We start from the raw sequence: 18,947 nt of genomic DNA, 5'->3' as shown, positions 1-18,947 counted from the left end.
ATCCCGGTTTGTGATGCTCGTTCGAGTTGACGGCAAAGACAGCGAGAGCGTGGTGAAGGCTCTTGTGCGGCAGGTTCAACGTCTGCCTCAAGGATTGATGGCATCGCTGACCTGGGATCGTGGGATGGAGCTTGCTTATCACAAGCGCTTCAGCGTCGCGACTGACGTTGAGGTCTACTTCTGCGATCCCCAAAGCCCGTGGCAGCGGGGAAGCAACGAGAACACCAATGGCTTGCTGCGGCAGTACTTCCCGAAGGGTTCAGACCTGTCCGCCTATAGCCAAAGCGACTTGGATGCGGTTGCGCTCCGGCTGAATACCCGGCCAAGAAAAACCCTTGGCTTTCAAACGCCAGGGGCTACGTTGGCCAAAGCTGTTGCGCTCATCACTTGAACCTACCATGGCTTTTTTTAAGATGTCCCGCTCCATGCGGGTGCGATCGAGTTCACGGCGCAGCCGGGCGATCTCCGCCGCCTGATCGGCCGGGGATGCGGTGCCAGTCGGCAATGGCATGGGAGCGGCTCTGGACCGGGGTGCAGCTCCATGGGCAAGGGCCCGCCAGTTGCGCAGCATAGAGGGAGAGATCCCCAGCTCGGTCGCAATCTGCATGGTTGGTCGGCCACTGCTCACCAACAGTGCGACGGCCTCTCGCTTGAACTCGGGTGTGAATTCTCGCCTTGTCTTCGTCATCAAACACCGTCCTGCTCCCGCAGGAGCGTATCAGAGGTGTCCGTCAAAGCGAGGGAGGATCAGGAGGGCAACCCGTATGACGGCCATACGTTGGACGCCACCATCAGCCAAGTCATCGCCATGACAGGCATCGAGCCGGAGCGGACTTATGTCGATCAAGGCTATCGCGGGCATGACTATGCGCACAAGGAGCGCGTGTTCATCACGCGCCAGCGGCGGGGTCTGACGCCCACGATCAGACGGGAGTTGCGACGACGCTCCGCCATCGAGCCGATGATCGGACACATGAAGGCGGACGGGCGGCTTGGACGCAATCACCTGCTCGGAGCAGCCGGCGACGCCATGAATGCGCTGCTGGTGGCCGCTAGGCACAACCTGCGGCTGATCCTGAACTGGCTCAGGCTTTGTGTAGCCTGGCTCATGGCAGCCCTGATGAGTTCATCCGCGCAGCCGGATACGTCTCAGGTTGCTTAAAATCCAGTGCCAGCCGCGCGCAGCCGCATTATTCAGGGCCGACTAGATAGAGCCGCATCGGGAGCCAGTTCTGCTCTCTTTGCCGCCAAGTTGGCGCGAGCCGCCCCGCACTTTTGCTTCCCGAAACACGCTCTTGATCCGAGCGAAGATCAGCCGCCGCTCCTTCTTCACTAGCGCGGATTCGATTTAAGTGAACTCGTATCCGCAGTTGCTGAGGTAGTTCCGGCACTCTTCGGCGGGGAAGCTGTCGAGCAGTTCGCCAATGGTTGTCCAGAGCACCTCCTTGGTGCGAGCCGCCGCCTTGCGCAGCAGCGCCTTGAGCTTTGCAAACACCTGCTCGATCGGGTTCAGGTCGGGCGAGTACGGCGGCAAGTACAACAGGCTTGCTCTCGCGGCCTGGATCTTCTCGCGGATGCCCGCCACCTTGTGAGCCGCAAGGTTGTCGAGCACGACCACATCACCGGGCGAGAGCTCCGGGATCAGCACCTGCTCGACATAGGCCCGGAACACCTCACCGGTCATTGGCCCATCCAGCACCATCGGGGCGATCAGCCCACTCGCGCGCAAGCCGGCCACAAAGGTGGTGATCTTCCAGTGACCCCAGGGTGTGGCATCCACCAGCCGCTCGCCTCTGGGGCAGCGCCCGTAGCGGCGCACCATGTTGGTGGATGTGCCGGTCTCGTCCAGAAAGACAAAGCGGGCAGGATCCATAAAGCGCTGCCACACGCGCCAGTGCCGTCGCTCGCGCGCCACGTCGACTCGGTCCTGCTCGGCGGCTCTCAGGCTCTTTTTTTGTGCGTCAGGCCAGCTCGTCTGAGCCAGCGGCTGATGGTGGAGGTCGCCCCCACCATGATGCCGTGCCGGTGCAGCTCGGCCTGGATCTCCTTCAGTGAGATGTCGGCTTTGGTATCCAGAAGAGCGCGCACAAGTGCCTCATGCGGCGCGAGGATGGGACGACGGTGGCCACCAAAGCGGGCTGGCGCCGGACTGCCACTCTGGCGAAAGCGCCGCATCAGTTTGACCGCCGCAGAGGGGCTCACCTCAAAGCGCAGGGCCGCCTGGCGGATGGACGATCCACCTTCCACCGCACGCACGATCCGCTCACGCAAGTCTCGGGACAGAGGAGCTGGCATGGGATGCCTCCCGGCCGACCACAACCAGCCCAATGGAATCAGCTGTCCCGATTCCACGCAACCGCTGTACGCTCTAGAGCGGCGTAGAAGTCCAGCGCGAACAGATCGGCATCTGCTTCCAGTTCGACTACAATAAACCGTCCAGACCGACACATCAGACCGGCGGTAAACGCCATGTCACGCGGCAGCCAGTCAATTAAGTCGACGGGTCCAACTTCTTACAAAAATTCGATTGTTGTCATTGGAGCAAGCAAGGCCCGGAGCCCCACGTTACCGACCGAACAACCGGAGGAAACTCTTGTACTGTTCCCGCCCAGCAAACATCAATGTGCTGTATCTAGCCGAGGCTGAGGCTGACATCTCAGCGAACTTTGTAGGCTCGTCACGCCAATATCGGATGGCAGAGACCAACTTTTCGAGGCTAGCTGCTTCCTTATCAACAAGCACGGACATGGTCGAGTCTAACATATCTGGAATACAGCCGCGCGCGGTTGATACAATAGGCAAACCCTCCCTCATGGCCTCATAGAGCACCAATGGCTCAGCCTCATTGAAGTACCGAGAAAGAAAAACAAATAAGTCGACTTGTCTCAGAAAATCCGCTTTCTGCTCTCCATAAACAGGCCCATGATAGATTACATGCGGCATGCTGCGGATCCGACCAAGCACATATTCTCTCATATGTTCACTAGGGAATGGACCAGCGATGTGAACGCTTATCCCATCGTAGGCCAGCTCATCCGCAAGGTCCAGAAAGCGATCAACCCCCTTCGTCAGTATCAAGTTCGACATGAACCCAATACTTCGCAGTTGTGGAGATCGAGGGCCGACTGGAGCCATTCTCAGGAAGGCGATGTTTGATATCGGTGTACAATGCAAAGTCGCTCCGTAGAATTGCTTCAGACGCTGTCCCATACCTGCAGACAAAACAACATGGGTCTGCTGCGCTCCTCCTGCAAAAACAAGGGCAGCCATCAGAAAACTGCGTTCACCCAAATAAGAATAGCTGTGGTGGTGAACTATAATCGGCACTTGGCGTATACGCGCGGCAAGTACCAGAAGAGCATCGTATAGAAGTCCAAGACCACCAGATACCGAAATATATATGCCTGATATGTTCTGAGCCGTCCAAACTTTCGATAGAGCGGAGCCATAGCGTGCGAGCCGGCTAAAATGCCAGCGCACACCGCGAGTTACAGTGGTTGGCGATGTGCTGCATCGAAGTATCGATATACCTTCATGGGCCAACGCAGCAGCAACATGTTCAGTTATAATGGACGCGCCATGAACTGGCGGTGGAAACGGGCCAATGAGGAGAAACAGGTGGAACCTCCATTATTTTTTATTGAAGCACTTTGGAGCTTTAGCTGCTTGACCGGCTGAAGAGAAAATCGGCCTGTACCGGTCCACTTTTTGGATCATCAAACTGGTTGAATACTCCCCTCAGACAAAAGCCATATCCTTGAAGGTAGGTAACGATTTCGCTCACAAGCGGTTGGTTCTTGTACAGTTCCAAATAGGAAGCCTCGACATATATGTCATCGAAACAGTTCAAATCATCACAGCCTTTCAACACGTCGAGTTCAAACCCTTGGACATCGATCTTCAAAAGCGCGGGCTGGTTTATCGCCTCCGGCTTCAAAACAGAGAACAGCCGGACCACTGACACAGGTCTTCTGCCGGTCACCTCGGAGCCAAAAATTGCGGACTGATGGTCCGCTGGCGGCAGAAAGGAGGACGAGTCCTTATCTGAGGTAACATGTATGTTTTCTACTCGCTCTACAGGACCGATTGCAACCTCCTGGACAGTAGTAAGCGGATCATCCGAAAAGATACTCCGATAGATTTTGGCGCATTCAGTCAGTGGCTCGAATGATACGATCCTCGCCTCTGGAAACCGCTCCCTTGCAAACAGGGCAAACTGGCCCCTGTTTGCTCCAACGTCGACGATCGTACGATACTCTTGCCGCCTAAAGGAATTATCATGCTCTACGCTGGCGCCAACACCGAAGGTAAGGGCACGGCGCCCAAGTTTCGATCTTGCACCACGCAGTAACTTTTTCCCACGTAATACGCTTAACCTCATCACTATCTCCGTCGTGCCTACCTGCGCCGTTGAATAGGGGCTTATCAAACACTGATAATACTGCTCTAGCCGTCTCTCAAGCCTAGAGACAGAGTTGGTTTGCGGCGTTGGCCTCAGCCCAGCAGCGTATATCACGCACGAGAGCTAAGATCTGCAACATGCAAGGGTTCCATTAGCCGCTAACGCTCAAGCGCAAGACACTTGCCTTGCGTATGGGCCGAAGCCTCACACTACCGACCGTGTTCAAGCCTATAGGCAGGATTCGAAGCCGGCTGGGACTGTAGACGCTGATGCCAGCACCTCCCCCTACGCACGCACGTCGATGTGAGCATGCCTGGACACAGGCTTGCCAATCTAGTGGTGAAAATCCGACGCTTGGTACCCGATGCGGAAGCCGTTTTCCGACCCTCGGCACAGCTTGGTCCTTCGTGTCGACTTCAGACACCCTCGACCACTACGATGTTTGCGACCGCGCTGTCGCCTCGCAAATCGCCAAGCGCGCGCACTGCAGCCGATGCGGCGTGTGCCGCCTCATAGCTTTCAAATTCGCAGATGATAATGCGTTCATAGCTTTGACCCTCGATCACCTCGTGCCGGCCGCCGCGCACCAGAAAGGTGCCGGCAGCGTCCTCCAGTGTCTTGGCGGCCGTCACGCGACAGTTCGCATAGCCGGCTTCGTCCTTCACGGTGATGTTGTTGACGATGTATCCCTTTGTCATTCCCATACCCATTGCTTGACCAATTCGCAGAGACCCATTGTGGGGTCACATTAGCTTAACCGCGAGCTTTTAAGGACAGCCAGATCGCGGGAATTGGCGCAACGCCGTCGTCCGGTTAGCATGACCGAATGACGGCCTTCCACCCTCAGCGGCTGTTATTGTCGGGTACCAAGCGTCAGGTTTTCACCACTAGTAAGCGCCGACCAACGGTGACCCTGTGGCACTCCGTACGCGTTTGCCAAGAAGGAGTTGTTTTCGAATCTGATGCGGGCACACCGTTGCTGGAGGTGCGCCGGAGAGCTGACAAACTCTCCTCAATGATCTGGCAGCTTCTCGCGCTCGGGGGAACGTCGCCGGCGGCGTGTCTCACCAAACTCGAGTGACGCGATCTGATGACTTTCAGCGATATACGTACGATTAGGCCAGTTTCTAAGGTGCAAATTCAAAGTAGCCAGCGGTAGAGGCCTACACTTGCCTTCCTGCCTTGATGAATCGGCGGACCGCCGACCGCAAAGAGAACTGCGTGACCTGCGGGAGCGGTCCGGAAACTGCACGAACATGCAAGTCCCAATCGGAGAAGATTTTTTTTGCATGAATGCCACTTCTATACCATTTTCCGAGCTAGCGCTTTCACAATGGCCCGCGAGAAAACAGATAAGTTGATACGCTCACGTCGGCTTATGACACAGGAGAAGACCCAGCCAGCACCTATGGCGCAGAGAACGGTAGATGCAGCTACACCGTTAATACCAAGGTAGAATGCCGCAACAGGATACGACAGAAAAGATGCGAGCAGCATAAGCAAAACTATCCAAGTAAATAGGGAATCATACGATAAAACCCTCATAGCCACCCCTCCAGGACCTGCTAACGAATAGAAAATATAACCGGTAGCAATAATTATCACCACAGTCATTCCGCCCGTGTAGTCTCTCCCAATGTACGGCATTATATAAACCGCAGAAATAACAACAATAACGGCAGCTACTAACGAGATGATTGACGTGAAAGCCGCCAAGAGTCCGATTCGCTGTGATGCTTCATCAGCATCGATCGTTCCACTTAGATACTTAACTAAAACACTGGTTGCGATTGGCTGCACGGCTACAGAGGCTATCGAACCTACAAACGCCAAGCGCGCCGCGAGCCTGTAAACACCCGCCGCCTCGGAACCTAAGATATAATCTACAATGATCACATCTAAGTTGCTCTGAAAAACAGCCATTGCGCTAGCGATTGAAAGCCATGCGGCCGAGTGGCTCCAGCCGATGGTTCCCCGCCATGTGAGTCTTGGCAGGCTGATTTCCACTTCCTGTATTACCTGAAGCACGCTGATCAACCCACATGCGACGCCAACACCTAGTAGCAAGAGCGCCACTTCGAAAGATGTCAAAATGGATCCGTAGAAGTAATATAGTAGGGTCAGCCCCACACACATGAAAAGTGGGAACAGCAACGTGTTAACTACTTGCCCTGCGACAGGCCTGTCCGCTGCTGTCAGCACTGCACTCATAATAGTCGAGAGCCCTAAGAATGGTAGCGCAATGAGGCTTACCATCATTACAAGGCTTTCCAAGCTCCAAGTCCCGTGGAATGAATTCCATGCGCCGTACAGGGATATCAGTACCCCCGAGCCCAAAGTACAAAATATACTTGCGGTCGCTATTATCCGACAAACCTCTTGATTGTTTCCATCAGTACGGGCTGGCCCAACTTCTCTAGCAACCAACTCGCATAACCCTCCAGCAATCAGCGCGAGAAGAACATTCATCCACGCATACGCAACGGAGAAAGTGCCATAGTGGCTACTTCCAAGAATTTTTGCGCAGATCATCTGAACAGAGAAATTCAGCACAACCTGAAGAAATCGCAATGAGAGCGAGATCGGCAAATCCTTCTTCATCAATAACTCACGATCCTGCGTCGAATTGCTTTGGCCATAAATTCAGTGAGCTGGAGCACTCGCGTGTTACTCTGCAGGACCTAGCGTTGGTAATTTAGAAACGGCAAGGAACACAGGAACACTGCCGCCAAGGGATAACCCAAGTCATTCAATGTCTTCGCGAAGGTCATAGAAATCACCATGTGGGAATGCCGCGATCGAAGAGGCAGCATTTCCTTAGATATCGCTTTTGAGGTATTCAGCGCGTGTTCGATAATGAAAAGTCAAGTATCTGCCTCGTTGTGCTGAATGGCTCATAATTCGCAAGATGTTCCTTAACCTCGCTATATAGTGCTATATTTTGGCCAGAGCGCTCGAGCGCTTTGAGCATTGCTCCACACAGGCTGCGGAGATCTCTATGCTCGAATTTTGTTCCAAACCTTCCTAGTGCATGCGAAAATCCGCCACGGTCAGGTACGACCACCTCACAGCCTGATGCTAAGCCTTCGAGGGCTACGATCCCGAACGGCTCAATGATAAACGACGGCGCGACCATCACCTTCGTTTCATTGAGCAGCTTGCTAACCTGATCCGGCGGTGCCGATCCGACGAATTGCACACATTCTGACAGCCCAAGTTGCTCTGCCAAAATCTCTAGGGAACGGCGCTCAGGTCCGTCACCAAGGATTGTGAGATTAACGTCGGCAACCTCTCCCCGTACGATTGCCATAGCTTGGAGAAGTAGATCTACGCCTTTCTCATTAGTAAGCCTTCCAACGAAGGTGAAGTCCCTAACTCGGCAGCCGCGGTTTGCGAGGAAGTATATGTCAGGGTCGTAAGGCGGCGGTACCAAGATCTTAGACCGAGCTCGCAACTCATCATAAACCTCCACTCCGTTCGCGATGCAATGGTGGCGCGACAGTAGCCAGCGTTTGAGTTTTCCAGCAAACGTAGAAAATTTGTTGTCAGGCTCTATCCACCCAGCAATTCTGAATACTTGTGGAGGGCCGAACAGCGCTAGCGGGATCGCGTATCGCAACGATATATGATTATGAATATGTACTTCGGCCCATTTGCCTAGATTAAACAGGTCAAGCATCGTTGGTCTACGTGCAACCTTAAACGGGAGAACATCCACTTCCTGGTTACATGTATCCGTTACGACCTTTACTTCATGACCTTCTTTGTGCAGCTGGGAAGCCAAATGTAGGGCTGAAATCTCCATCCCACCTTGTGACGGATAAAAAAAGAAAGATGTGATAAGAACTCGCAAAAGTTTCCTCGTCGCCATGGTTTCGTTACGTGTGCTTCAGGAGATACGCTTTCGACTTCAGTTTATGACAATGCCCGACCGGATGTCATCATCTTACTTGGCAACCGAGGCCGTTGATGGGTTAACAGTAATGCTGTCCAGCGCCAGAAAACAATTGGGACGAACATCCACAAACCGAACCTAAGAAGGGAAAGAATGTCCCCATCGCGGAAGAATTGGAACGCCAAAGCAAGCAAAAATACATGGAAGATCGACCAGTAGATATTATTCTTCGCGTTAACGAGTCTACCAAGCCATCCGAAAAGCAATCCGTAGACAGTTGCGTTGACAGCAACGCCAAAGAAGCCTGCAGACATCCATCCATCGCCTACTATTGTAGGCGACCGCCCCCTAAAGTTTCCGTAGTCGCTTAGATTGAAGAACGGCACTGGGGGACCGACAGGTTTACCTGACCAGAGCACACGTGGAATAGGACGAGTAAAAAGCTCAAGATGCTGGAGAAAATAGCTGTAAGTACGAGTTTCTTTTGGTACTTTTGCAACAATGTAGGTTGCAAAGTCAAAGCCTGCCAAATCTGGACCGTCAACCCACCTCGCAATCCCTTCCAAGCTACGTCCCTCGGGCGTCGAAGCGTACGAAGCCGGTTGCATACCAACTGCTTCTTTCAGAAAATCACGATTTTCACTGAGAAACGCAAATGTCGCAACCACAGGCAGTAATACTACAAGGATTCGGCCAAGTCGAAGTTTTGTCGTAGATGTTGTTGCATAGCTGATGCAGATAGCGAACACGAGTACTATTAAGCCCCATCGTTCCCAGCCAAGAAATAATCTAGTCCCTGCTACTAGAGCTACGAACGCCAGAGAAATCCAATCGAATCTACGAACGATAATTAATAAAATGGCGAGAGGAACAAGGAAATTATAAGCCATTGTAATATAGGCTGTCTGGCCCGTATGGAGCAGAGCGTCCTCCATCGTATCATCCACACCGAATATTTGCGCAGTAGTGTTTTCCTGAGTGTAGTCCACAGAGAACATGCGGACGGTCGAGTATAAAGTGAGTGGCATGAGAAGGACGAAGACAATATAGAACGCTTGCATCGCCTTCGATGTAAGGGGATGCAGTTTTATCTGAATGCTTTTCGGTGCAAATGAAATGTACGAGGCCGTAAATATGACAAGAAATAAAGTACTTGCTATACTAGTCCAAGAGACATCGTCAGCACTTGGCGAAAACAACATATAATCAATTTGACCATGCCATCCAAACGAGTAAGTAACAACTGGGCGGATCACAAATACCAGCCAGTGAAATGCTAAGTACCACGTCAGGATGTGAAGGTAGGGGCGCTTAAGCTTGTGGTAGGCCGCCCATGAGCATAGCAAGGCAACAATGATTGCTACAATAAGCGCTGCGGAGATCATCATAGCACCTCTCCCTGAGTCCGGGAGAAGTAAGCTAAGTGCTCCACTTTTTTGATGTTTTTCGCAATTCCTGATCCATAGAGAGATCCCTCGTCAGTAGACCCCGAAGTATGCACTGAGCCGGCTGCAAGAATGCATCGAGATGCAAGGCGACTGCCTTTGAGAAGTACGCAGTTGGTGCCAATAAAGGTGTAGTCACCTATATGCACCGGTGCCACTGACTGTTTGTTTTCTTCCAGATCTATGGAGTGGGTAAGGATCGTCGTTCTGTAACCAGCGATTGTAGCGAAGCTGCCGATGTGGACTCCACCAGTGACATCAATAATATGCTGGTGAGTTACGGCAGATTCATCTCCTATGGACAGCGTGTTTGTAACACGCTCAGCCTTCGTGCTGTAGAACTTTGTACCTGAAGAAGCACCTACGAAGTAGTTGCAGTTTCCTATGACTACGTCCCGTGCAAGTGCGATCTTATCGACATTGCGGAAGATGTTTAAGTGCCCAATTCGAACATTCTCGCCGATCTGCACTGAACGCGCTGATATGAAGGAAAATCCGATCTTAACTCCAGGAGCGATTTCCCACCCAAACAATGTCCTGTATAAAAATTTCTTGAGTGTTTGCGGCATAATTGCAGCCGCCCCTGCAATGAGCAGTCTAAGCATGTTCAAGCTCAACTTTGATTACTTCTGCAAAACGCTTCCATGTGAAGGCTGAGGCGAATTTCGATGCACTGGTTCCCATCCAGGCAAGTTGATCCCTCTGACGGTCAAGCTCCTCAATTTTTGAGACAAATCCCTCGACGTCGTTCGGCTGGAAAAGAAACCCGTTCACTCCATCTTCCACGATCTCGCCAGGTCCCCGCATTGTAGTTAGAGGAACAACTCCGCACGCCATGGCCTCCAGCACGGAGATTGGCATGCCCTCCGCTAATGTAGGAAATAGCATAATGTCAGCAGTCCGAAGTGTTTCAGCCACCACAGAACTTGTCGCGAACGGAACAAATGTTACGACATCTTGGTACTTCGCGAGAGGCTCTACTGTTCCCACTGGCGCTCCGATTGCCGTAAAACGAGCCTTCCCCTTAAGCTTCTTAGCTGTCTCAAGGAAATAGTATATACCTTTGCGTTGTGTAAGCTGACCTACAAAGACGATGTGCAGTAGGTCGCGGCCATTGACCGGAGTCGAGTCAGGACGACGAAATAGAGAGTTGTTGTGACCGTAGGGGCTTATAATGAACTTGTCTCTCCCAATCGTCTTTGGAAAGCTTTCTGCGGCAAAGTGTGAGCCCACAACAATCCGGTCAGCGGTCTCAATTTCTTCATTCATCCTATCAGTCGTGACAGATGGCCAACTGTGACTGTTCATTGTCGCAGCGAACGCAGGAACGCGCTCCATCTCCTCTTTGAGGATAGTCGCACAGTATTCGTGGTGGGCGAGTGGGTAGTTTAAAACCCGAACGGCATCGCTGGCGGCGAAAGGCTCTTTCGCGCTCTGCCATGCGGCAATCACGACATCGGCATTGCGTGCAGCTGGTGCTGCCCCCCTTGCGACAGCTATAGCCCTTGCCTCAATCACCCGCTCCCTAATTCCAAGAAAGCGGGAATGCGACACCATCTTAAAAGCAAGATCCTCAAGCACTCCGACGAACTTCACGTCGACCTTGTCCGGATTGATTGGAAGACTTCTGCGCTTTGTTAATGATCTTATGACAAGATCAAGGGGTCGCATGTTTTGGGAACCGGTTAGACGAGCGAGCGGACGGCAAAGCGTCACCTTTTCGTTGCCTTGCCAGTTAGCTGTTAAGTAGTCGAGTTCAGGAGAACAGGCATTCACGACCAAAACTTGTCTGTTCATTCTGCCCCTCTTTGTATATTCACGGCTGAGCACCTTGACATTATGTTGTACCTGCCAGAGATGAGACAATTATGAAAGCCCGAGTCAGGTTAGTGGGCTGGTAAGAGCCCTGTTTATAGGCTTTGCTCCGAGTAATGTATTTAGCCTTCTGCAAGTGAGAAGTCCCTAGTTCGCGTATAAGTGGACGTGGATTAGCGATGTGAGCTTACTGGGTAAAGAGCCGCACCAATATGTGGGCATAGTGACAACTACCGCGCTCTTAACACGAGCCGCTGTCTCCAATCGGGGCCGGCTTGGCCGAAGTTGCGTAACATCGTCTGGGCGGGCGCAATTAGTTTAATAATTGTACCTTCGGGGCAGCTTCGGACCCCTCTGTGCCGTAGTAACGTCCATAATACTTGCTGCCGTAGTAGCCATACCGGCCGTACGTGGTCATGCTCTTCTCGTCGATCATATTGAAGGCAACGCCAGCGACCTTGTTTAGCCTGAAGCTGCTGTTCCTCAGCGCCTGACTAATCGCTTCGCGAGGCGTGCGCTTCCAAGCCACCGTGAAAATGATGCGGTCGACGAGTTGTGAGATGACAGCTGCATCCACAACCGGCGCAAGCGGCGGCGAGTCGATGACCACGTAGTCGAAGTTGCCAGCCGCTAGTTGGATAAGGCGGCGCATGCGCTCGGACCCGAGCAGGTCCGGGGGGTGGTGGGTTTTGCCGCCGGCCGGAAGCACATGCAGGCCGCTCTCAGGATCCTTGTGCATGGCATCAGCGTAATTGTCCTCGGACACCAGACTCTCCACGAGGCCTGGCTTGTTCATAAGGCCGAAGAATTGGCTCGTGCTGGGGTGGCGCAAGTCACCGTCAATCAGGAGCACTCGCTGGCCCGCAGCCGCAGCCGAGAGCGCCAAGGACACGGCTAGGGTCGACTTGCCCTCGCTGGGCAGCGCGGATGTCACCTGGATCACCTTCGGAGGTGCGTCGACGTTCGACATCTGAACGCCGGTCCGCAGGCTGCGGACCGCCTCGCTGACATGCGATAAGGGGTTGCTCACGATGTAGCGGGGCACGGGCACGACTGCCCCGTTCACGCGCCGCTGCTCTTCACCCAGTACGGGGATCGAGGACAGCACGGGTAGGCCGAGCACCTCCTCGACTTGCTTGGGGCTGATGAAGCCCGGCGCCAGCAGCTCCAGGCCGATGCCGCCAGCAGTTCCGAGGGCGAGCCCAAGCACAAGGCCCAGAGCCAGGAACAGGGACGGACGGGGGAAGCTGGCCGCCACCGGGATCATCGCTGGGGAAATCACACGGGCGTCCCGGTCGGTGAGCGTTGCCTCCTCCTCAGCCACCTTGGCACGCGAGAGGAAGGACTCGTACAGGGTCCGCGCCGCCGTAGCCTTGCGCTCGAGTTCACGCAGTTCCACAGCAACCTTGTTGTCGGTGCCTGTCTGGCCGCTGATAGCGCCCAGCGAACCGGCCAGTGACGCCTCTCGACTTTGGACGACGTCATATTCATTCTTGAGATTGGCAATGATGCGCTCCACCTCCTGCCGGATCTGGCGCTCGACGTCGCGGCGCTCGGCCTGGACGTTGACCACCTGCGGGTGAGAGCGGCCATAGCGAGCCAAAAGGTCCGCCTCCCGGGTGGTCACCTGGGCTGCCTGGTTGCGCAGGTTGCTGATGACGCTGGAGCGCAGGACGTCAGGAATGGCTTCGATGTTTCCTTTCGAGGCCACCAGCGCCTTGGCCTGTTCGTACTTGGCGCGCTTTTCAGCCACCTCCGCCCGCAGACCAATCAACTGGGTATTCAGATCGGCCATCTGCTGCTCGGTCACGGTGCCGCCCTTTGCCGTCTCGAGCAGGTTATGCTGAGCACGAAAGGCTGCCACAGCCTGCTCGGCCGAGCGAACCTCGTCGACCATGACCTTGATGCGGTCCGCGAGCCAGTCTGCCGCGCGGCGAGCCTGATCAAAGCGTGTCTGCATCTTATCGACAATGTAGGCGTCCGCCACGGCATTGGCGATCTTGGCGGCCTTCCTGGCATTTGGCAGCGTCACAGCAATGTCGACCACATACGTGCGGCCTTGGCGCCGGACATCGATGGTATCTCTGAGGCGATTGACAGCGCGCAGAACTTCCGGAGACCAGGTATCGCGAACCTCTTCGACTGCCGGATCAATGCTGCCCAAAAGTGAGTTGACGAAGCCTACGAGAGCGCCTCGGAAGCGGGCCAGTTGTCCCGGCTCAGCCGCGAGGCCGAAATCGGGATCCGTTTCAAGCTTGTTAGCCTCCACAACACGACGTAGCAGTTCACCGGATTTGATCAGAGAAATCTGGCTGTCGATGCCGGTTGTGTCCGACAGGGCACCTTCAGCGACAATCGAGTCGCGGCCGAGGAGGCTGTTCTGCTTAGCATCGATGAAGATCTGCGTGGTGGCCGTGTACTGCTTGGTCAGTACCAGACTAAGGACGAGAGCGGCCACGACAAAGACAGCTGTGATGGCGATGATGAACTTCCACCGGCGGTGTAAGAAGCCGATGATGTCCGGCAACGCAAATGAGTCATCGCTCTCCTCAACGGGAGGTTCCAGCTGAACGCGGCCGTGCATTGTTGTGCCCCTACAGAGTCACGTCATCGTTGATCCTGGACGTGATTCGAAAGTCTTATTTGACGGTTTAGCATCCCGTCCCGATTTGGGAAGGTTGTGCTGCGATACACCAAGACCGAGCAACGCAACATAGGTCAAAGTGACCGCCTGAATCTGCAGGCTGAAATCCACCAGAGCGTGCAGGCCGACGAGAAGGCTGGCGGCACAGGCCGTCAGGGCGGCCGGACCATAGCCGCGGTCGTGTCTTACGGCAGCGATGGCCTGCCCGACGAGGACAATAAGGGCCAGCATCAAAATGATGGCTCCAGGAAATCCAAGGCCGAGGAACAGTTCAACATAGGTGTTGTGAGCCTTATCCCATATCTGGCCGAAGCCGCTGATGGTGGCATCACGGTAGGCTGGGAAGGCATCGGCAAATGAACCGTAGCCGGTACCGAGCCAGAGCCGGTCGAGGGCCGCGCTCCAAGTGAGCGCATAAACGTCAAGGCGGCTTCCGATGTGGCTGCCGGCCTGTTCCAGGCGGTCCAAGTAGAATTCGCCCACCAGACCAATGAGGGCTGCAATCAGCCCCAGAACTGCGAGAGCCCAACCCGTAGCGACGAGCTTGCTCGAGCGGGCCCGCAGCGCCAAAAGTGCCACAAAGACAAAGAGAGCCGCGAAGGTCGAGGTGATGCCGGCACGGGAGCCGGTCAGGAGCAGCGCCAAGGCTAGTAGGAGGCATAAAACCATCAGGCGCAGGCCGGGGCCGAGAAGCCCGGCAATGGCATTCTCGAGCTTGTCCTTCCAGGTCCTCCCCTCCCCGACTTTCTCGATCTCGCGGGTGAGCAGGGCGATGCCGACCATGAGTCCAAGGCCGGCATAAGTGGCATACGTATTGCGATTGATGAAGGTTGAAGTGACGGAGTCGAGATAAGCCTCTTTTTCCAGCCAGAGGATCGTGGTGGGGAAAAGAGTGTGGGCAATCAAACCATAGACCGCATAGGCGGAGCCGATCACCACAACGGCGTACAGGCAGGTCCGCGCATTGCTGCGGCTGTGCCCGAACTGAACGGCCAACCAGAACACGGCCACTGCCGTCAGCAAGCGCAACAGGGCCAGCGCTGTAGCCTCCCCGTTCAGGGACACGGCGCCCGCGACAGGTCCGTTCAGAGCCTCACGGGCTGTCGCCCACAGGGGGTGATGCCACGCCTCGGGTGTCCAGGAGACCGCTTGCAGCGCAATCCAAACGGCGAGGAGTGCCACAAGCGTCGCAGGCACGCTCAACCGCGACAAGGGAACCGGGAGGCTGATGCCCTTGATCAGAAGCGTCAGGTGATAGACCGCCACAAGGCCACCAAACAGCGCGGCATTGAGCGACCAAGCCAGTGTGTCATTGCTGCCGAGCCAGAAGGGCAGCCAGGCCAATGCTCCAAGAAACATCCAGAGGAGAAGCTTCAACGCAAGGGACGACGAGCCTCGCCGCGAGCAACTTGAGCGTCTCGATCGAGGATGCAGGGTCGTGGTCGTGGCAGTGGGGAACATGGTCGTCATGGGCGGATGGTTAACGTGCACGGCTCGGCAGCGTCAATCAAAGTCCCCGTCTGAAACAGCCCGACATGACACGGCAGAACGCCGCGTGACCCAAAAGACACTTACACCGTAATAATTGTTTGTGTCTCGCCCAGCAGACGGAGACAGGTCAGGCGACCCGTGGCAAAGGCCCCCGTGTCGAGATTGATGCGGTTTCGCCTGAAATCCGGTTCCGGCACGGGTGTGTGGCCGTGCACGATCAGCTTGCCGTGGTCAACGTCACTGGTCAGGAACTCATCCCGGATCCAGACCAAGTCATCAGGATCCTGCTCCGTGAGCGGCACGCCCGGACGGATGCCGGCATGGCAGAAGAAGTAATCGCCGCACTCCACCGAGCGTGGTAGATGGAGCAGAAGGCGGCGGTGCTCATCGGGAAACGAGCGCAGCAGACCATACTGGGCGGCCTCGAAGCCGCGCCCCGTCATCGCCTCCCGCACGTCAACGCCATACGAGAACAAGGTCTCCAGGCCGCCGAGGCTGCGCCAGCGCTGCAGGACTGAGGCGTCCTCCAGGAAATTCAGCAGCAGGGTCTCGTGATTGCCAAGCAGGGGGATGATGGGGGTGGGGAACGCGAACGAGACGAGCCGGTCGAGCACACCTCGCGAGGACGGACCGCGATCAATGTAGTCGCCGACAAAGACGGTCACGGGCTGCACGGATGGGAGACGGTCGACATCCTGGGCAATGGCATCCGCCGCCCGCTGCAGCAGGTCAAGCCGGCCGTGAATATCCCCCACCGCGTAGACCACCTGACCGTCGGGAATGCGGGGAAGGTGTTTTGGCTTTGCGGCTGGGGCCTTAGCCCGGGAGAGCCACCTGGAAAAGATCATGCGGTCTTATAGGTCGCGTAAAGGCAATCGTCGATCCATTCGATGCATCAACCCGCCCTGCGCGCCCGTGGTTTCACTTCACGGGAGGTCATACCCTAATACTAGGTCGTGAACCCATAAAAGATCTTTTCTTTGCAGTGAGTTGATGATTCACCTCCCGGTCACGGGAGGATGTGATGCGTCGACACGAGCTGACGGACTTCGAGTGGACGATCATCGAGCCGCTGCTGCCCAACAAGCCAAGGGGCGTGCCGCGGGTGAATGACCGGCGCGTGCTCAACGGCATCCTCTGGCGCTTCCGCACCGGCTCACCCTGGCGCGACATTCCCGAACGGTATGGCCCCTCCACCACTTGCTACAATCGGTTCGTGCGCTGGCGCGAGGCCGGTGTGTGGGACCGCATCCTGGACGCGGTCTCGGCCGCTTACGACGGCGATCTCGTCATGATCGACAGCTCCTGTGTGCGCGTCCACCAGCATGGCGCGACGGGTAAAAAGGGGGCGGAGATGGTGGCATGGGACGTTCCCGTGGCGGCCTGACGACAAAGATCCATGCCCTGGTGGATGCCGAAGGGCGCCCGATCCGCATTGCTCTGACCCCAGGGCAGGCGCATGACGGCACCGCCGCCGAGGAGCTGTTGACCAACCTGAAGCCGGGCGCAACCCTGCTGGCTGACAAGGCTTACGACAGCAACGCCATTCGCCAGCAGGCCCAGGAGCAAGACGTCTGGGCCAACATCCCACCCAAGAGCAACCGCAGGGCTTCGTTTGTCTTCAGCGCCTTTGTGTATCGCTACAGAAACCTGGTGGAACGCTTCTTCAACAAGCTCAAACGGTTCCGTGCTATCGCCACGCGATACGACAAGAACCCAGAGAACTTCCTCGCTGCCATCAGGCTGATCTCAGCTCGCATCTGGATCCGCAGTTATGAGTCCACGACCTAGAACTGAGCACGGGCGCCGATCGTCACACGATTGCGATCATAGCTGTTATCGGGAAGGTTCGAGTCCACGACGGTGTAATCATAATCGGCCACCAGCCCCAGTCGGGGTGTGACCATGTAGGTCAGCGCGAGGCTGGCACTCCAGATATCATCCTGCCGGACCTGATCCTCATAATCGACAAACTGGTACCCAAGCCGCGCCGTTGCCGAGAGATTGTACAGGGCCGACCAGCTGACCCCAAGCGAAGCACTGGTGGTGTGGGTGATGTCCGGCAGGATGACGGTGCCATTGTCCGGTACAGACGTGCTCAAGGACTGGTCGAGAACCGCCGAGACTGTCAAATCACGGGTGGGCAACCAGAAGAGGCGGCCGCCGAAGGCCGAGCCAGCGGCCTCATCGAGGCGAGGATCATTAAACTCCTGCTGCTGATAGCCGGCATAGACCTCACCTCGAAACAAGCTGATGCGGTCCGAGCCGATGCCGCCCACCACCCGGTAGCCGTGTGAGTCATAGGCTGAGCGATTGTAGCGCCACCAGTCGAGTGCCGGCTCCACAAAGGTGTAAAAGGCGGGTGTGAACTGATACTGAGCCCGGGCATTCAAACGGTAGCGCGTCGAATTGCTGTCACTCTCGCTAACGCGATGGCCGAGGTCGTCGGTGGTCGCCTCATAGATGATTCTTTGAGCAGCGCCGCCCAAGCCCAAGGAGAAGAAGCCCCAGGTTTTCTGGAGCGAGGTCGATCCAAACCAGTCGTTGTATTGCCGCGGATCGCGGTTGATGACCTGTGGCCCAAACGGCCCCGTGTCGAAGTAGTCGACCTCATCATCACTTCGGCGCGCATACTCGCCCTGGAAGCGCCAGACCAGATCGCGTTGGATTTCGTAGCGATGCACCACGCCCGTCTCGCCCTGGACCGTGTTGGCTCGGGATTGGTCGGGATACAGGCGGACGTCGCCGACCCCATAGGCTGTCGTGTCGTGAATGCCTGTTTCTCGCAACGCGATGAAGCGCGGCATCAGGCGCGTGCCCCAGGAGCTCACCTTATCGGTCCGGGACTGGTAGATGTTATCATCGTACAGAACGCCAGCATCGAGGCTGGGGGACAACAACCACGAGCCAATGGGAAAGGCGGCATAATCACGATTGCCACGTTTGGCCACCTGAGCCCGTGTGCGGCGCTCGATATCCCCCAAACCCGGCTGCCCGGCATCGAAGATCAACCGGTTTGGCGGCGTCGGCAGCAGAGCCTGCGCCTGAACGGAATATGTTGTGCCCAGCAGGGCCGAGAGCGACACCGTTGCGGCAAGCCCCACCTTCGCGCAGCGTAGCGACGAAACCATAATTCTTAAGCCCCCAGCCGATGACGGCCGATTTTTTTGTTGAAGCCTTCAGAAGAAAGACTTCCTTTTCTGAAACCCAGTTACCCGAGCGTGCCGCCGATGGCAAGCGCGGGTTGGACGCGTT

The 18,947-nt window shown here is 55.8% G+C and carries 15 protein-coding genes and 2 pseudogenes; 3 read left to right on the top strand and 14 right to left on the bottom strand.

Features of this window, described 5'->3' with window-relative positions:
- On the top strand, positions 1-391 hold a 391-nt coding region (locus tag DRB19_RS19670), incomplete at its 5' end, for an IS30 family transposase (RefSeq protein WP_114187731.1).
- A gap of 9 nt (positions 392-400) precedes the next feature.
- On the opposite strand, the pseudogene DRB19_RS19665 reads toward DRB19_RS19670, so the two are convergent.
- A pseudogene (locus DRB19_RS19665) lies at positions 401-688 on the bottom strand (transposase); the annotation flags it as partial.
- A 66-nt stretch (positions 689-754) separates the two neighbouring features.
- Between DRB19_RS19665 and DRB19_RS19660 the strand changes: the two are divergent.
- Positions 755-1,162 (top strand): annotated as a pseudogene (locus tag DRB19_RS19660) (transposase); the annotation flags it as partial.
- Between the two features lie 186 nt (positions 1,163-1,348).
- Here DRB19_RS19660 and DRB19_RS19655 read toward each other — a convergent pair.
- The 12 genes from DRB19_RS19655 to DRB19_RS19600 form a co-directional block, all read right to left on the bottom strand.
- Positions 1,349-2,295 (bottom strand): IS630 family transposase gene (locus DRB19_RS19655; RefSeq protein ID WP_114187724.1). Its coding sequence is split into 2 segments (ribosomal slippage): positions 1,349-1,954 and positions 1,957-2,295, totalling 945 coding nucleotides; the frame shifts between segments, so codons are not numbered across the junction.
- A gap of 270 nt (positions 2,296-2,565) precedes the next feature.
- Positions 2,566-3,270, bottom strand: coding sequence for a glycosyltransferase family 4 protein (locus DRB19_RS19650; protein ID WP_114187723.1), 705 nt, complete (start codon positions 3,268-3,270; stop codon positions 2,566-2,568).
- 388 nt (positions 3,271-3,658) lie between these two features.
- Positions 3,659-4,381 carry an FkbM family methyltransferase gene (locus DRB19_RS19645; RefSeq protein ID WP_114187722.1) on the bottom strand — a complete coding sequence of 241 codons (723 nt, stop codon included), beginning with the start codon at positions 4,379-4,381 and terminating at the stop codon, positions 3,659-3,661.
- Between the two features lie 437 nt (positions 4,382-4,818).
- Positions 4,819-5,100 (bottom strand): DUF1330 domain-containing protein, encoded by a 282-nt coding sequence (locus DRB19_RS19640; RefSeq protein ID WP_162815768.1) that lies wholly within the window; start codon positions 5,098-5,100, stop codon positions 4,819-4,821.
- A gap of 604 nt (positions 5,101-5,704) precedes the next feature.
- Positions 5,705-7,003: an oligosaccharide flippase family protein gene (locus DRB19_RS19635; RefSeq protein ID WP_114187720.1), complete on the bottom strand. Its 1,299-nt coding sequence runs from the start codon at positions 7,001-7,003 to the stop codon at positions 5,705-5,707.
- 238 nt (positions 7,004-7,241) lie between these two features.
- A complete protein-coding gene (locus tag DRB19_RS19630; RefSeq protein WP_170285034.1) occupies positions 7,242-8,207 on the bottom strand; it encodes a glycosyltransferase family 4 protein in 966 nt (321 codons plus the stop codon).
- Between the two features lie 110 nt (positions 8,208-8,317).
- The gene (locus DRB19_RS19625) at positions 8,318-9,685 is read right to left on the bottom strand and encodes an O-antigen polymerase (protein ID WP_114187718.1); all 1,368 of its coding nucleotides are present in this window, start codon (positions 9,683-9,685) and stop codon (positions 8,318-8,320) included.
- Positions 9,682-10,347, bottom strand: a complete 666-nt coding sequence (locus DRB19_RS19620; RefSeq protein WP_114187717.1) for an acyltransferase — start codon at positions 10,345-10,347, stop codon at positions 9,682-9,684. Before DRB19_RS19620 ends, DRB19_RS19625 begins: the two co-directional genes overlap by 4 nt.
- A complete protein-coding gene (locus DRB19_RS19615; protein ID WP_114187716.1) occupies positions 10,340-11,539 on the bottom strand; it encodes a glycosyltransferase family 4 protein in 1,200 nt (399 codons plus the stop codon). The genes DRB19_RS19620 and DRB19_RS19615 overlap by 8 nt, the downstream gene beginning before the upstream one ends.
- Positions 11,540-11,870: 331 nt before the next feature.
- The gene (locus DRB19_RS19610) at positions 11,871-14,141 is read right to left on the bottom strand and encodes a polysaccharide biosynthesis tyrosine autokinase (RefSeq protein ID WP_114187715.1); all 2,271 of its coding nucleotides are present in this window, start codon (positions 14,139-14,141) and stop codon (positions 11,871-11,873) included.
- Positions 14,142-14,159: 18 nt separating this feature from the next.
- A complete protein-coding gene (locus DRB19_RS19605) occupies positions 14,160-15,560 on the bottom strand; it encodes an O-antigen ligase family protein (RefSeq protein ID WP_162815766.1) in 1,401 nt (466 codons plus the stop codon).
- 212 nt (positions 15,561-15,772) lie between these two features.
- Positions 15,773-16,540 carry a metallophosphoesterase family protein gene (locus DRB19_RS19600; RefSeq protein WP_114187713.1) on the bottom strand — a complete coding sequence of 256 codons (768 nt, stop codon included), beginning with the start codon at positions 16,538-16,540 and terminating at the stop codon, positions 15,773-15,775.
- A gap of 176 nt (positions 16,541-16,716) precedes the next feature.
- On the opposite strand from DRB19_RS19600, the gene DRB19_RS19595 reads away from it, so the two are divergent.
- Positions 16,717-17,483, top strand: a protein-coding gene (locus DRB19_RS19595) for an IS5 family transposase (protein WP_114187712.1) whose coding sequence is annotated in 2 segments (ribosomal slippage) — positions 16,717-17,041 and positions 17,041-17,483 — 768 coding nt in all. Because the reading frame shifts where the segments join, the coding sequence is not laid out codon by codon here.
- Here the strand turns inward: DRB19_RS19595 and DRB19_RS19590 are convergent.
- Entirely contained in the window at positions 17,480-18,823 is a 1,344-nt protein-coding gene (locus DRB19_RS19590) for an outer membrane beta-barrel protein (RefSeq protein ID WP_114187711.1), read from the bottom strand. The two genes, DRB19_RS19595 and DRB19_RS19590, sit on opposite strands and share 4 nt — an antisense overlap.
- Positions 18,824-18,947 lie beyond the last annotated feature (124 nt).

This window comes from Microvirga aerophila (assembly GCF_003332305.1).
Lineage (GTDB): Bacteria > Pseudomonadota > Alphaproteobacteria > Rhizobiales > Beijerinckiaceae > Microvirga > Microvirga aerophila.
This window is presented reverse-complemented; position numbering and strand designations above follow the sequence as displayed.

What these genes read in the sequence shown, in the direction of transcription:
- DRB19_RS19600 (WP_114187713.1), bottom strand. Translation starts at nt 16,540, where the DNA reads ATGATCTTTTCCAGGTGGCTCTCCCGGGCTAAGGCCCCAGCCGCAAAG.
- DRB19_RS19630 (WP_170285034.1), bottom strand. Translation starts at nt 8,207, where the DNA reads ATGGAGATTTCAGCCCTACATTTGGCTTCCCAGCTGCACAAAGAAGGT.
- DRB19_RS19590 (WP_114187711.1), bottom strand. Translation starts at nt 18,823, where the DNA reads ATGGTTTCGTCGCTACGCTGCGCGAAGGTGGGGCTTGCCGCAACGGTG.
- DRB19_RS19635 (WP_114187720.1), bottom strand. Translation starts at nt 7,003, where the DNA reads ATGAAGAAGGATTTGCCGATCTCGCTCTCATTGCGATTTCTTCAGGTT.
- DRB19_RS19640 (WP_162815768.1), bottom strand. Translation starts at nt 5,100, where the DNA reads ATGACAAAGGGATACATCGTCAACAACATCACCGTGAAGGACGAAGCC.
- DRB19_RS19625 (WP_114187718.1), bottom strand. Translation starts at nt 9,685, where the DNA reads ATGATGATCTCCGCAGCGCTTATTGTAGCAATCATTGTTGCCTTGCTA.
- DRB19_RS19605 (WP_162815766.1), bottom strand. Translation starts at nt 15,560, where the DNA reads ATGTTTCTTGGAGCATTGGCCTGGCTGCCCTTCTGGCTCGGCAGCAAT.
- DRB19_RS19610 (WP_114187715.1), bottom strand. Translation starts at nt 14,141, where the DNA reads ATGCACGGCCGCGTTCAGCTGGAACCTCCCGTTGAGGAGAGCGATGAC.
- DRB19_RS19650 (WP_114187723.1), bottom strand. Translation starts at nt 3,270, where the DNA reads ATGGCTGCCCTTGTTTTTGCAGGAGGAGCGCAGCAGACCCATGTTGTT.
- DRB19_RS19615 (WP_114187716.1), bottom strand. Translation starts at nt 11,539, where the DNA reads ATGAACAGACAAGTTTTGGTCGTGAATGCCTGTTCTCCTGAACTCGAC.
- DRB19_RS19620 (WP_114187717.1), bottom strand. Translation starts at nt 10,347, where the DNA reads ATGCTTAGACTGCTCATTGCAGGGGCGGCTGCAATTATGCCGCAAACA.
- DRB19_RS19645 (WP_114187722.1), bottom strand. Translation starts at nt 4,381, where the DNA reads ATGAGGTTAAGCGTATTACGTGGGAAAAAGTTACTGCGTGGTGCAAGA.